Annotated in this window: 10 protein-coding genes and 1 pseudogene; 3 read left to right on the top strand and 8 right to left on the bottom strand. The window is 53.5% G+C overall.

Features of this window, described 5'->3' with window-relative positions; all coding sequences use genetic code 11:
* The 3 genes from ACOJWD_RS02935 to ACOJWD_RS02925 all read left to right on the top strand — a co-directional run.
* On the top strand, nt 1-1,195 hold a 1,195-nt coding region (locus tag ACOJWD_RS02935; RefSeq protein ID WP_486991728.1), incomplete at its 5' end, for a spore germination protein.
* Nucleotides 1,192-2,289, top strand: coding sequence for a Ger(x)C family spore germination protein (locus tag ACOJWD_RS02930; protein ID WP_486991727.1), 1,098 nt, complete (start codon nt 1,192-1,194; stop codon nt 2,287-2,289). The genes ACOJWD_RS02935 and ACOJWD_RS02930, both read left to right, overlap by 4 nt.
* Nucleotides 2,286-3,431 (top strand): GerAB/ArcD/ProY family transporter, encoded by a 1,146-nt coding sequence (locus ACOJWD_RS02925; protein ID WP_486991726.1) that lies wholly within the window; start codon nt 2,286-2,288, stop codon nt 3,429-3,431. The genes ACOJWD_RS02930 and ACOJWD_RS02925 overlap by 4 nt, the downstream gene beginning before the upstream one ends.
* Before the next feature lie 307 nt (nt 3,432-3,738).
* Here ACOJWD_RS02925 and ACOJWD_RS02920 read toward each other — a convergent pair whose 3' ends face one another.
* The 8 genes and pseudogenes from ACOJWD_RS02920 to ACOJWD_RS02885 form a co-directional block, all read right to left on the bottom strand.
* The gene (locus ACOJWD_RS02920; protein WP_486991725.1) at nt 3,739-4,194 is read right to left on the bottom strand and encodes an NUDIX hydrolase; all 456 of its coding nucleotides are present in this window, start codon (nt 4,192-4,194) and stop codon (nt 3,739-3,741) included.
* Nucleotides 4,195-4,356: 162 nt separating this feature from the next.
* Entirely contained in the window at nt 4,357-4,932 is a 576-nt protein-coding gene (locus ACOJWD_RS02915) for an MBL fold metallo-hydrolase (protein WP_486991724.1), read from the bottom strand.
* Between the two features lie 216 nt (nt 4,933-5,148).
* Entirely contained in the window at nt 5,149-5,574 is a 426-nt protein-coding gene (locus ACOJWD_RS02910; protein ID WP_486991723.1) for an NUDIX domain-containing protein, read from the bottom strand.
* A 50-nt stretch (nt 5,575-5,624) separates the two neighbouring features.
* The gene (locus tag ACOJWD_RS02905; protein WP_486991722.1) at nt 5,625-6,128 is read right to left on the bottom strand and encodes a GrpB family protein; all 504 of its coding nucleotides are present in this window, start codon (nt 6,126-6,128) and stop codon (nt 5,625-5,627) included.
* An 889-nt stretch (nt 6,129-7,017) separates the two neighbouring features.
* Entirely contained in the window at nt 7,018-8,205 is a 1,188-nt protein-coding gene (locus ACOJWD_RS02900; protein WP_486991721.1) for a Wadjet anti-phage system protein JetD domain-containing protein, read from the bottom strand.
* Complete coding sequence (locus tag ACOJWD_RS02895; RefSeq protein WP_486991720.1) at nt 8,202-11,564, bottom strand: ATP-binding protein; 3,363 nt, start codon at nt 11,562-11,564, stop codon at nt 8,202-8,204. Before ACOJWD_RS02895 ends, ACOJWD_RS02900 begins: the two co-directional genes overlap by 4 nt.
* Nucleotides 11,557-12,192, bottom strand: a complete 636-nt coding sequence (locus ACOJWD_RS02890; protein WP_486991719.1) for a DUF4194 domain-containing protein — start codon at nt 12,190-12,192, stop codon at nt 11,557-11,559. Before ACOJWD_RS02890 ends, ACOJWD_RS02895 begins: the two co-directional genes overlap by 8 nt.
* Nucleotides 12,158-13,540, bottom strand: a pseudogene (locus tag ACOJWD_RS02885) (DUF3375 domain-containing protein). Before ACOJWD_RS02885 ends, ACOJWD_RS02890 begins: the two are co-directional and overlap by 35 nt.
* Between the last annotated feature and the right edge of the window lie 167 nt (nt 13,541-13,707).

The raw sequence follows: 13,707 nt of genomic DNA, 5'->3' as shown, positions 1-13,707 counted from the left end.
TCTCATGATTTTTGCCCCGGGATTATCCTTTGTCTGGAGTGTCGATACCGCGCAATTTCCCAAGCGTTCCATCGGACGGCCCGAGACTGAACTGTCGGTCCGCGGACCGCAAGAGGCCTTTACGGAGGACATCTACACTCAAATGAGTCAAATCCGGCGAAATTTCTTCGACCCACGTCTACAGTTTCACGAGGTAACGTTCGGACGTCTCCAACACAGTCCCGTGATGATTGCCATGATCGACGGTCTCACCAATCCGGCACTCGTCGCCGTCGTCAAAGAACGTCTGCAAAGCATCAGAATCGATGGCCGGCCAAACGCCAGCGTCATCGGAGGGTTAATTCGCGATCATCCCCGGTCAATTTTTCCGACCATCCGCTGCACCGAGCGCGTCGATGTGGCGTGCAAAGCGTTGTTGTTTGGCCGGGTGGTCATTTGCATCGAGGGCGACCCCTTTGTCCTCACCGCCCCCGCACCGCTCATCGACTTTTATCGTACCGCCATGGACTATAGTGATGGCTGGTATGACACATCCTTTATTCGCATTATTCGCCTGCTCGGCTGGGCCATGGGGGTCTACTTGCCGGCGCTCTACATTGCCTTGACCGAAGTGAATACGAATTTTCTCCCCCCCGACCTCCTAATTGTAACGGCGGGTGATCATGTTGGACTACCTTTCCCCCCTCTGGTCGAAGCAATTTTAATGATTTTTGTGATTGAAGTGCTACGCGAGGCCGCCCTGCGTCTGCCGAAAGCGCTGTCAACAACCATCGGCACCGTCGGCGGTATTGTGGTCGGCACCGCCGTCATCAAAGCGGGGCTCGTGAGTCCGCAGATGATTGTGGTTATCACCTTAACCGCGCTGAGTTTTTATAGCGTTCCGGTCTACGAATTAACCGGCTCCTGGCGTCTCGTCGACTTTCTCATGCTCATGGCGGCGGCCATTGTGGGTATCTATGGAATTGTGCTGGTAACAGTGTGGCTCATGGGTACACTCATCTCCATGAACTCCTTCGGAGTGCCCTACTTTGAACCGTTCGCCCCTTTTCGAATGCCAGATTGGAACGACACGCTATGGCGCGTCCCGTGGGATCTATTCCGTCGGCGCTCCTCCGGCCCTCACCCCACCCCTGACCGATTGATGGGGCCTCCCGTGTCAAGCCCTCCCCCGCATCTACGGAAGATGCGCCCATGAGACGAGCATTGTCGTGGCTTATGATGCTTTGCCTACTTACCGTCGGTCTCACCGGGTGCTGGGACCAACGCAACATTGCCCAACGTGCGGTGGTCTTAGCTATCGGGGTCTCTTCCCACGACAACTGGACCTTTCTCTTTCCCAATGTCACGACCAGCGTGACGAACCTCTCGTCCATCCAACCCAGTGCGCAGTACTATAGCCTATCCACGCACGCGCCCTCGTGGTCTGAAGCACTTCTGAACATTCAACGCGAAGCTTCCCATCACGTGTCCCTGGGAGACCTGGAGTTACTTCTCGTCAGCCATCGCATGACTACTGGGGATGTGAGCCAAGTTATCGACGCCATCAATATGGAGGGCAGCATCCCGGCCTCGTTTTGGGTCGCCTCCTCCAAAGTATCCCCAAAGATACTGCTACTCCAAAACTCTCCGCAAGCGGTCGTTCCGTCCTTTTATTTATCCGCCTATTTTAATTGTGTCGGCTGTCACGCCGGGATCACGGGGGTGCGCGCGTGGAATTGGTGGATGCGCGATGAGACGCCCGGTATCTCTCCCATCCTGCCGCTTTTTACTCCTGCCACGGATGGCGCGTCGGTGCACCAATTGGAAGTCTTCCCTGCCCAGGGACAACCGCTACTGATGCCTTCCCCCGTGACCCAAGGCTATATGTACCTCATGGGCCACACCATCAATGGTTCTCTCCCCGTGCAGTCGATGGGCACATCCTATGCCGTGTCCGGCATTCACGACCACGCCCAAGTCACGCTACACCTCACCAAAACCGCGGTCAAGGCTACCGTGCACATTACCGCCACGGGCCATATTACCGAAATCCCTCCAGGGGATTCGATCACGCGAGCCAAGGAAGTGGATGTGGGTAATGCGTTGGCCGCCGCCATTCTTCATCGGAGTCTTCTCGCCATTGCCTGGGCCAACGAGACCCACACCGATCCCTTTGGTTACGCCAAAAAGGCTTCGTGGTTGGATCCTTCGGCGGCCGCTGACATTCTCCCAAATGCGTTGACCACACTCCCCATTCACGCCACTATTGTCGTCCGCGGTATCGTGCAAGGGGAGGGGGTGATCCAATGAGTGTCGGCCCAGTTGAACCGATGAGTCGTAGTCAATTCTTTTTTTTCACGGCTATTTCTGTGATCGCCGGAGGTATTTACATCTGGCCTCAGGCCGTCCTATCCGATGCCGGCATGGACGCGCCCTGGAGCCTTCTCCTCTCGATTAGTCTCGCGTTTGCGATTGTTTGGTGGCAAACGTCTTGGCCGGCGGGTCTTCACGGTAACAGCGCGCTTGCTCGGATGCGATGGATTTGGGGGTGGCTACGCTGGCCGCTGTACTTCGGGACGATTATGAGCTACCTCATCCTAGATGGCGCCCTCACCTCGCTTTTTAGCCACTTGCTCCACATGGAGTTTTATCCCATGAGCCCTATTAGCCTTTTCACGGTGACAACCCTCGGTATGGTGGGCTGGCTCGCCGCGAAATCCTTGTCTCACTTCGCGCGCAATGTTCACTGGTGGTTTCCTTTTGTTCTCGGAGCCTTTGTGCTACTCGTCCTCATGGCCCTCGGTAGTTTTCACCAATGGGCCGCCCTCCGTCCGTCCGGTCTCTTGGCGGTCACGCCCATTCTGAAGGGAGTCGTATCCACATTATTCTTATGGGTACAAGGCGACCTTATTGTGACGATGGGCATACACGTTCGCGAGACCTCTTGGCACGAGATTCGACGCCTGGCCTTTGCCGCCATTGCCGTCCAAAGCTTCGTCGTCGTCACAACCTACATGGTCGTCGTGGGAACACTGGGACCAACTGTCGCGAAAATGCTGGAGTGGCCTGCCATTTATGTCTTCTCGAATCTCACCGTACCTACCCTCTTTATCAGTAAACCCGGTCTTTTCATTATTATCGTCTGGGTCATCGCGCTCATCCTCAACATCGCATCCCATGTATCTTGCCTTGCGATCAATATTCAAGATGGGTTGGGTCTGAGCAATCGGGGCCGCATGGTTACTGTCTGGGTGTTGGTCGCGGCACTAATGCTTATTGCCCTCAACATTTCTACCCCCATAGTGGGACGGGCCATCGTGCTGCACATCGTCGACCCGCTGACGTTGACAGTGACCGATCCTGCCATCCTCCTATCAGCGTTATTAGCGTTTGGATGGCGACGGCGTCAAAAACGCCATCCCTCCTCCAGCTTCTCTCCTCTAAAACCCTAGCCCCCCTCTCACACGTGGTGCTCTTAGGCTGAAAATCCGCTCCGCCATAACCCGGATGGGCCGCTGGAGTCTGATACAAATTGGGGGATTCGGTCGTTGACGGCGTCCCATACGCCATCGATAGCCCGATAATCTGGCCAGCCGTGGCCGCGTCGGTGGTTTTCCAGCGCAAACCCCAGGCGCGTAACGCTCTGAAGAAACGTCATGCAAAGCGCCCCTGATGAGATGTGTAATCCAAGACCTCTCCCTTGATCGTCATCCCCTGCTGCAATGCCTCTAACAACACTGGTTAGCCTCGAATTGCGCCCTAACATCCCCACCCAAATTCCCCGAACCACTGTTCTCTTTGACCAAATAGCGCGATCGCGTGTCGTACGTAAGGCACCATGTTGTCGGGAAGATGCGCCACATCGCACCACCGAAGATCGTCGCACTTCTCCACCTCGCAATTGGTAACGGCGCCCTCCCATGTGGAGCACGCAAAGAAAAAATCGACCCGCTCCGCGTCGGATTTCCGATACAGAACGCCAACCGGGACGAGATCATCGTCAAAAATGTGAATCCCAATCTCTTCTTCGGCTTCCCGGTGCATAGCTCGACGAATCCCTTCGTTCGATTCCACATGGCCCGCTGGTACGCTGTAATGGCCATCCTCGTATCCCGTATTGTGTCGGCGCAGCAACAAGATTTGGGGTCCGCGCTGCAAAAATAAGTGCACCGCTACCACCGCCCGGACATGCTGGGTTTTCTCTGCTTCGGCCATCATTCCATCCTCCCCAAACAAAATATCTTTCGGGTCCGACTCGCTCCTACACGCACCGAACCGTCTAGATTATCCACGCCAGTACCTAGTATTTGGATTTGACTATCCCATTTCCCAAACCAGAAGATTGAGAGTATATCAGGCATCCGGCTCCACCCATCCTCACGCATCCACTGGCATGCGCTTAGCCAACTGACCCTGCCAATCGCCCGAAAAGGGCCATCCGTGACCAGACAGGACCAACTGTGGCGGAACAGTAAGACGTCCTAGCAAGGCACGTGCGACAGCTGCTGTCTTTTGCTTCAACTGGCCACTTGCCGAAAACTGCTCAGGTGAGACCGCTAAGGTACCATCGGGATTTCCCGCCGCAAGGTCCCCGATCAATAAGGCGTCCTTTCTCTGAAGGATCATCTCATCCATGTAGGGGCGATCTCCAACCAGCGTGACCACCATGCGCCGCGCCACAAGATTTCCCGGAAGGCCCATGCCATCTTCATACGTTTTTGCCTGAACGACGCGACCATAATGCAGACGGTCTCGGTCGGCTTGCGCGGGGACATAAATGGGACACCCAAACCAGTCGCTCAAATAGCGACTCCCCCGGGTGTGATCATGCGTGGTCAGGATAATGGCGCGCACCGCGCCATAGCTTGCCAAGAGGTGCGGAAGTCCAGGACGAACCGGGGGATCGACAAGAATGAGCCCATCATCCTCCTTGACGACGTGCCCCACCATCATCAGTTCCTCTTCGGGATCCGGCGTCATCCATTAGCCAATGGCATTACTAACCCAGGTTATCATCCATTATTCCCTCCGAGAATGTGGTGTTCTCTCCTTCGAGAGTCTCATTCAGACACATTGTACGGGACAGTCTCCGCCACTGAATCGGTGCGGTACAATGTGAAGTACTACAGGGTCCACGAATCCACTTTGGCAATGATCGACGCGTTCTCATCATCGTTCAAACCAGGTAGGCGCCTCGCTGACTCGAAAGATCTCTTCAGGGTAAGGAAGCGCCAAGGGCCGACGTTCCTGCGCAGAAAAGTAGCGCAGTTCCACTGATTCTCCGTCTAAACATCGAAGCTCCCCGGACAAAATACTGCAAGAAAATACCACCACTAAATATTCCACCTGATTGCCATCCGAATAGGTAAAACGAAAGGCATCTCCCCCAAGAACGGCAAGGATGCCGAGGGGGCTCACTCGCAATCCCGTCTCCTCATAGACTTCGCGAACCACCGCCATAAAAGGAGTTTCTCCGAGTTCGATGGCTCCTGCGGGTAGACTCCACACCTCCTCCGACCCTTGGGGCCTTTGAAATAAAATCTCCCCTCGATCATTCCTAATGACGGCTGCCACACTAGGGTTGAATATAGCCATCGGTCCGATCTTCTCCCGCAGGACGCGATAATAGGATGACATCGGCATTGTTAGTCTCGCTCCCCTCTCTCTTTCCAGGCTAATGCCCGCTTCTCAAGGCTCTGGACATATAGTTTCTTGGCGGGACTGTAATCTCGAGTATCGGTGTATTGGGACGCCAGGCCTTGCTTGAACGCACTATAGGCCCTCACTTCATGGGGATGGCTCGATAAAAAGTCTCGTAGGACCAGGTGACGGCGAATCTCCCCATGTCCTACAGGGTAGACGTGGAGGTGATGAGTTCTTTTTTCGCCTCCCTTACGAAAAAGCCGCCGTCCCGGGATTCCCCATTCTCCCGAATCCTCGTAGCCTACCTGTATCAATTCCTCAATCCATCCCGCACCCAATTGAGACCAGTCGACCACCGCCAACATATCAATTACGGGCTTGGCCATCATACCCGGAACCGCCGTGCTACCAAAATGCTCTAGGGCGATTCGCGCCGGTCCAAACACCCCACATAGTCGCGCACTTTCCTCGGCAAATTGGTCAACCCAGTACGGCTGATATGGCATAAGACGAACGTCGATACCGTCCCCCTCCCTTCCATCTCCGGATACCATCGACTATTGCGAGAGACCTCCCCACGCCGCCGCATGTCCTCGTCCACCGATTGTTCCCAGCACAACCGCTCGATGCCAGACTATCTTAGGGCACAGAACGTTTGTGTGCACTTTCATCGACACGCTAGCATCATTCTTCACAAGCAAAGCGTTTCCCTCCCGCACATCGCAATTACACATAGTGATTCTTACCTTCTTTCTTCAAACCCAATCAATATCGCAGCATTCTGTAGCCGTCCCTCCCATCGTCTATGTCCCGGAACAAATGCTGTGAAATCCCCCGGATGATTTTTCGGCTCACCGACCATGCGAGGACAAGGGGCGGAAGTCATGGCGACTATCTGATCTCAATCAACGACAAAGCGAGTTAGCCATAACACCTAGTTGCGCCCTATACTCCTTCCATAAAGACTGCCGTTAGTGAAAGTCTTCATAATGCCGGTGTCGATCGTCATTTGTCCCAGGGTAGACGGGGCGGACCGACGGTCTCAGGCCTGCAAGCGAGGAAAGTGTGTTTAGTAACAGTGAAATCACGTCGAGCAAACTGCCCAGGACTGGACTATGCAGACCGGGTCCGCTCATCCGTAATATCTTCGCGCACTCCTACCCGATGACCACTGTACCCTGGGTGCCTACAACAAGAGGAGCCTTGCTGACATTCATTATATTTTTTCTTGAAGTCAGCACTAGAGGACCTCACTGTACCGATAAGGGGTATTCGAAACGACCGCGGATAACATTGGACGTTCCCCGCAGTCAGGATCAAAAATTCCTCTGCACCAAGATCCTCCGCCCGATCAATCGCTTACCGGAAGATGGCAGATTATTTAGCACCAATTTCTTATTCTTTGGGGATACCCATGAGGGTCAATCGCTGTATGAGCCAGTGAAGTGGAATGCGCTCTTGTTCCAAGCGAATGCCCTCGCCAAATTGGTGACGCTGCAAGCCCTCATAAAGATTCGATTCAGCAAGCGTCAGACGAGTGAGTGTATGGGTGCTTGGACGATTCTCCCGGTCCCAAAATTCTTGGAATGCTAAAAGCGTCTCTTCATCCATTAAGAGCGATTCGGCATGCGGAAAATAGTGACGAAGTTCATCTAAAATAGCAAACCCGTGGGTATCAAGATCGCCCCAATAATAGAGTGGTACCATTGATAGCCAATGCGCTTCGTGAAACCGCTTTAAACCATACCCCGATCCAAATATAGCGAGGCTCGCAGACATGTTCGGAAACGCCAGAAATTCAATCTCATTCTCCATCATGAAGATCCGCCGAATGGGAAGTCGGAGTTGGGCGAACTCGCCGCCTGGCACGGTCACGTCTGTCATCCCTTGGATACTTTGCTGGGGATCAAGAAAACGAAAACGCACCATCTCCGGTTTTTGCCGAAAGCCATAACGTGCTTCAAATCCTGATATGCCCGTAGACTCATGCTCCACCATGGTCGGATCTAGCACCTGATCCAGTACATCCATCAAAATGCTACGGTGACGCTCAACAAATTTCGTGTCAATCCCCGGAACATCGACTTGCCGAATATAGAGTCCAGAGCGAGGATACTCCTTCGCCCAACGCGCCACGGCAATGAGCCGAGGCCAGTCCTCTGCCCACTCGAGTACCTTAAGGGGGTGGGCTAAAGCCCATCCCCTTAACTTCGGCAACTCGTGCTCAATACAGTGAAAGGCCATGGTAGCCTGATTGGCCTCTTCCTGTTTGTCAATCCAGTGCAGCGCGGCTTCAGCTGATGCTATCGTCAGCGCGGTGGGCACCTGGTTTTGCCCCAATATGGAATGCTTGAAGTCACGCCATTCAACAACCACGTCTGGTGTTTGCCAGCTACTCACCTCGTGAATCCATTCGCGAACCGCCCCATAACGGTCTACCATGTCATGGGTATTGGGTCCACTAAGCGGCAGACGATATGGGAAAAATGTATCGCCTTCCCATAAATGGGCGAGAATGCGGCCCCGTTCCCACTCCCGGTGTAGTCGCGATCGAATGGCGTCGGACCGAGTCCACTCCTTCATCGTCCGCGCGCCTCCCGGTCAGCTCGATATTCTTCGATGGACACATTGCGAATTTGAGAGTTTTTCCCTTGATCGTTATGCACAAAACCCACACTGGCCACATACGGCTCGATCACATGAATCTTTTGCAAGGGCGTCACGATTAATAGCTGAAGATTCAAATGACGAAAAAGTTCCAAACCAAACTGCGCCGACTCATCCGACCCGCGGCCAAAGGCTTCGTCAATGACCACAAACCGAAAACTCCGAGGATTATCCCCGTCGATCCCAAACTGATAGGCGAGGCTGGCCGCCAAAATGCTGTACGCGAGTTTTTCCTTCTGGCCCCCCGACTTGCCTCCGGAATCGGTGTAATGCTCATATTCCGTATCATCGTGAAGCCAGCGCTCCGAGGCGGAAAAAGTAAATGCATGGCGCACATCGGTCACCTTCGCGGTCCACAGGCTATCCCGCTCGGCCATCCCTTCCCGGCCCCGAAACCGCTCCACAATCGCCCTCACTTGAAGAAACTTGGCTTCTGAATATTGCTCGTTGTCGGAACCCGTGAGGCTCCCCTCGGTAGCTGCCCGTAACTGCTGCTGAAACTCTCGGACCTCGCGATCCGGATTCTGGTCGGCATCCAGCCGTATATACCGGCCGCGGTTATATTCCACCTCTGCCAACGACTGGTTGATTTGTCCTACCCGATCCCGAATCATATCGCGCTCTTTGGCTAGCTGCGCTTGGAATTGTGCAATCTCGTGGATGGTATTCTCATTCAACAGTGTTTTAAACTTCTCTTCAAACCGTGGCAAATCGTCAGCCTTGAGCCGTTCCATGACGCGCTGGTACTCGGGTAATGCTTCCATCCGGGCATCCATCTCGCGAGTTTCGACAGAAAAAGCGGACTGATACTGTAACATCGCCTTGGTGACCCGCGTCTGTAGCGTGTCTCGGCGTGATCGCGCATCACGAATATGGCTGGCAAAATGCTCCGCCATCCACCGTTCTAAATCTGGCAAATGCTCCACCACATCCACAGAATTGCCATACTGACGTTGAACCTCTTTTAAGCCCTCTGCTATGGTGACGGATGGCGTCTCTCCTATCATCGCCTGAGCCTTTTCACGCGCTCGTTGGGACTCCTTGATGCGGTTTTCATTAGCCCCCGATGCATACAAGATTTTCTTCTCATACTCGCGAATCCCCTCGAGCTCATGAACCGCCTCCTCTAATTGCTGCTGGAGTGTCCTCAAGATATCGGAAGTGCGCTCGAGGCGATATTTTTCCTCTTGAAGTTGCGCAATCTCAGCGGCTACGTGTCCCCAGTCAACCTCGCGATAGTCGCTAATACCGTCTAGACGGTCGATAGTTCGATTCCGACTATCGAGGTGCCCTTTCTCACGATCCAAAACTTTCATCCGCTGTGTGATGCTCGCGATACGCTGCTCTACGACATGGCACCTGCGTTCTAATGCCTCAATCTTGGGCCGATTATCCCACCCTAGTACGTAGCGGGTGCGGTCTTGAATACGGTGCCGATCATCCTTCTCATGACGGTCCCGCCCTTTAATTTGACCTCCTGGCGTAATCGCCAACGGTTCCCGACGAAAATCGTCTAAGTTCTGAGTACAGACGTAGTCGAAACGAGAAGCGAGCTGATGCTCCAACCATGCATAAAACGGCGTTTGCGGCTGGATGCTGAGCTTGCGGACTACTGACTGCGGATGAATCTCAGATCGTTTGGCGACCTCGCCCCGTAGAACACGGTAGTAGACCAACCGCCCGTTCAGATGGGTCTCTTCCACCCACCCAGCAACGGCCCGATAGTAGTCTTCTGGAACCAAAAGTGACAGGCCAAAGTTGTGTAGGAGCCGCTCAATAGCCCCCTCCCAGATGGCCTCGTCGTCATGCACTTGAATGAGTTCTCCGACAAACGGCAATACCTCTTCATGCACTCCAATACTGCGGGCTAATTGCCTGCGCATCTCAATCTGAGGTGCGGGGATATTGCTTTTGCGCTTTTTGAGAGACTCAAGCTCCTCCACCATCGGCTGCAACTGATTGTTCTCGTCCCGCAAATCGCCACTAAGTTGGTCTCGCTCGGTACCCAGTTTTTGCAAGTCCTCATCCAGTTGCGTCCGCATAGCCTTCAGCATGTGCCGAATTTGTCCGAATCCCTGGTCGTCTGAGGGCGAACTGAGACCGAGTTCGTCAAGATGCCCACAATATTTATCCCACCGCGCTTTGCGACGTCCTTTTTCTTCTTCTTTGTCGACCATTTCTCGCTTAATTTGACTCAAGCGCTGGCCTCCGTTGTCGTCGATTGCACGGCGAAGGTCGGCAACCCTGCCCTCCAATGCCCGAACATCAGTCGCTGCCATCTCGACCTTTTGACGGAGTTGGGTGGATTCCTCGTCCAACTGCTCCAGCTGGATCGTTAAAAGGTCGATGCGTTGACGTGCGATAGACCCCGGAAGTGCCTTGACCATGGCCTGCCATTGCTCAATCTGGCGATCAATGTGCTCGAACTCGAGGCCTTCCACCACCAGTGGCTCTAACATTTCAAGTTGTTTTTTCGCTTTGAGGACCGCCTCGTGCGAGCGGTTGAGGTCGTCAAAGTGCCGCACTAAATGGGTAATACGCGTTTGTACATCAAAGGGTTCCAGCATGTGTTCGCGGACAAATTGGGTGAGATTGCCTACGGATTTCATGGAAACGGCTTGACTAAAGAGGTCAAGCGCCTGCGGATTCTTGATGCCCAAACTGCGCCGAAAGAGCGTTTGGTATTCTTTGAAACTGTCTTTGACCGTACAGCCCGGCTGACTCGCCAGCCGTCTTTTTAAATCTGGTACATGCGACCCGAAATGGGAAAAATCCTGTTCTACAGTGAGATCACGATGCGCAATCACATAGAACCGTTCTGGCTGCTCGGTCTTGTCGCGCACCCAAAAGACTTGTGCTAGCGTGACCGCCATTCCCAGTGCATCATTGTGAAAGGTCCCCAAAATCACCGAATAACTCGTTTCATCACGCAATGCCACAGGCCGTGCGCTGTATCCAGAATTACTACGCTCCGATTTGTAATAACCGAGAACGTAGGAACGCAAGCTCCGCTCCTTATTTTCCGCTCCTGCCGCCTTATTATAGACAATCCGTTGCGGTGCCACCAACAAGGTGGTGATGGCATCCACTAAGCTGGATTTCCCTGACCCAATATCACCGGTCAGTAAACTGGTCTCCCCGTTCACCTGAAGAGACCATACTTTGCGATGGAAGGTTCCCCAATTAAAGACCTCCAAGTGATGAAGACGAAATCCTGGCGCCTTGTCCGGAATTGCAAAGAACATCTGCTGATCTTCCCATGTTTTGCTAGCCACTCGACGCTCCTCCCTCTTGCGCCGCGTCGCTCCCGCGTGACATCAGATACGCGCTGAGCTTCTCGTTAAATTCGCTGAGCCATTCGGCATCGACAAAAGCTTTAATAATGCGCATCACCTCATAGACGCCGTTTTGACCCCGTAATTCCCGCATAAAGCCCAACTCCACAATGCGGTTAATGGCCGTCTTTTGTACCTGGTCCACGACTTTAGCTTCATTGCCCCGGCTAGGGAGGTAGACACGCACCATATCCAGAATGTCATCTCGAGACATGATAAGGCGGGATTCCCCAGACGATTCAGCCTCTAAAAGTCGCTTACGCAAAAGCGCCAGCACTAAACTCACCGAAAAGGACAGCGGACGCTTCGCCACCAAATGCGGCAAAGCCTCCTCTCCCTCCAATGAGTCCCGGTTTTGAAGATAGGCAAATCCCTCGGCTTCATCCACCAAGAGTTCTAGACCCAGCACGGCGACGTAATCCTTAACGGCGTTCGCGTGATCTAAGAGGGCTTGAAAGAGATCTTGTTGGCCTTCTTGATACAAGACCCCCTTAAAGAGAGCAATGAGGACGCGAGAGAATCGACTGCTCGATTCAGCGACTGAAGATGACGCGAACAATTCGGGCACGGCGTCCCCCCTCCTCTCGTGCATCCAATACCACGATGTCTCGCATAGTCTCGTCAAATGTCGCACTAGACGATTCGCTAGCGATGGCCAAATAGGTCATGAGCTCAGCCAGCCCGTGTTCCAAGGGATAAAGAGAAAGCAGTTCTGGCAAAGTGACCTGCGTTCGCCCGTCCAACGCATGGCGCACGTTTCGCTCCAATTGTCCGCGATCCACGACGACCTGGCTAAACAGCAGATCCATGTCAATGTCTTGATCGCCCAATTCCAGCACGTCGCTATCCACCACAACCCGTTTAGGAGGTGTATACATCGTGTGTTCTACCGCAAGCGCCACCTGCGGCGATGCGTCATCCATGGTCAAAAACGCCGTCTGACGAGGCGGATCGTCTGTCACCGCTAAAGCCTTTTGCTCAATCTGCCGCAGAATCTCCATAATCCGGCGATTTTCCAAACGTACTTGATCATCCAAGAACCGACGCAATTGCTGGGAAATCAACGCAAAGGTTCGTTGCGTGTGCTCTCCTGCCTCAAGCCAATCATAATGAATGTGCTTGAGGCGCATATCCGGCTGTAGTGAGCACACCGCATCCATCTGAAAGACCGCCTCCAACAGCGACGACAACTCGGTTTGGCGATCGGCAGCCATAAGAAAGTTCCAAAAGGCCCGAAAGCTCCTCCCTTAATCTGACCCTTCAATAGCATCACTTTGGCCAAACACCTGTTCTAAAAGATCCGCTTTACTACCTTCCCAGAGCGTGATTTGTTCCCGGGTTCTTCGGTCCAATTCCCGAAAGTTCTGTTCGACTTCACGGAAATCGGATAGCAGATCCCGGGCTGTAGACACCACCTGCTGAAACCGATCTTTAACCTGCAAGTCATCCATTATCACAAGATGCCCAAGGCGAATTTGATCGATCTCTTGATCAATCTCTGCCCGCCGTCGCTCCAGTTCTCCAATACGTTGCATCGGATCCTGCGCTTGACCGGAGACTATTTGCCGCAACAATTCGAAGACGGTCATCAGTCGGGACTCCGTCCCCACAAACTGCCGATCCTCGAGGCTCTCCAGCCACCGAATCGCTTTCTCCGCACTCACCGTGAGATCATAGTGTGGCTCATCTTTTCCCGGAGGATAGTACTTTCTAAGCCAGCCATGATTCACATTAGCCCACTCATCCAAATATTCGTGGGCACGTCGGGAAAAGATCTCCGGGCCCCAGGTTTCATGAATAGCAGAGAGAAGATCATCTAACTTGGCTTCCATGTCGCCGTAGGGAATCTCACGGCCGTTGGCCTGAATGAATACTTGATAGAGGAAGCTGGCCACTAGTGGCGCCGAATCAGCCATTAAAAGTTTCCAACTGGGATTGTTTTTTCTAAGTGCATCTATCGTCAAAAAATCAAGTTGCATGTGTTATGAGCTTTTTGCGTTGTGCCCTTCGACCCGCTGTGGATAACCGCTTTTTCGGGGATCCATGCGTAGCGGCGGCGTTCCGTCCGCAAAATAATCCGAGT

The sequence above is a fragment of the Sulfobacillus sp. TH-112 genome (genome assembly GCF_057473405.1).
This window is presented reverse-complemented; position numbering and strand designations above follow the sequence as displayed.

Coding starts and splice junctions, on each gene's coding strand:
- ACOJWD_RS02930 (WP_486991727.1), top strand. CDS start 1,192: ATGAGACGAGCATTGTCGTGGCTTATGATGCTTTGCCTACTTACCGTC.
- ACOJWD_RS02925 (WP_486991726.1), top strand. CDS start 2,286: ATGAGTGTCGGCCCAGTTGAACCGATGAGTCGTAGTCAATTCTTTTTT.
- ACOJWD_RS02920 (WP_486991725.1), bottom strand. CDS start 4,194: ATGGCCGAAGCAGAGAAAACCCAGCATGTCCGGGCGGTGGTAGCGGTG.
- ACOJWD_RS02915 (WP_486991724.1), bottom strand. CDS start 4,932: ATGATGGTGGGGCACGTCGTCAAGGAGGATGATGGGCTCATTCTTGTC.
- ACOJWD_RS02910 (WP_486991723.1), bottom strand. CDS start 5,574: ATGGCTATATTCAACCCTAGTGTGGCAGCCGTCATTAGGAATGATCGA.
- ACOJWD_RS02905 (WP_486991722.1), bottom strand. CDS start 6,128: ATGCCATATCAGCCGTACTGGGTTGACCAATTTGCCGAGGAAAGTGCG.
- ACOJWD_RS02900 (WP_486991721.1), bottom strand. CDS start 8,205: ATGAAGGAGTGGACTCGGTCCGACGCCATTCGATCGCGACTACACCGG.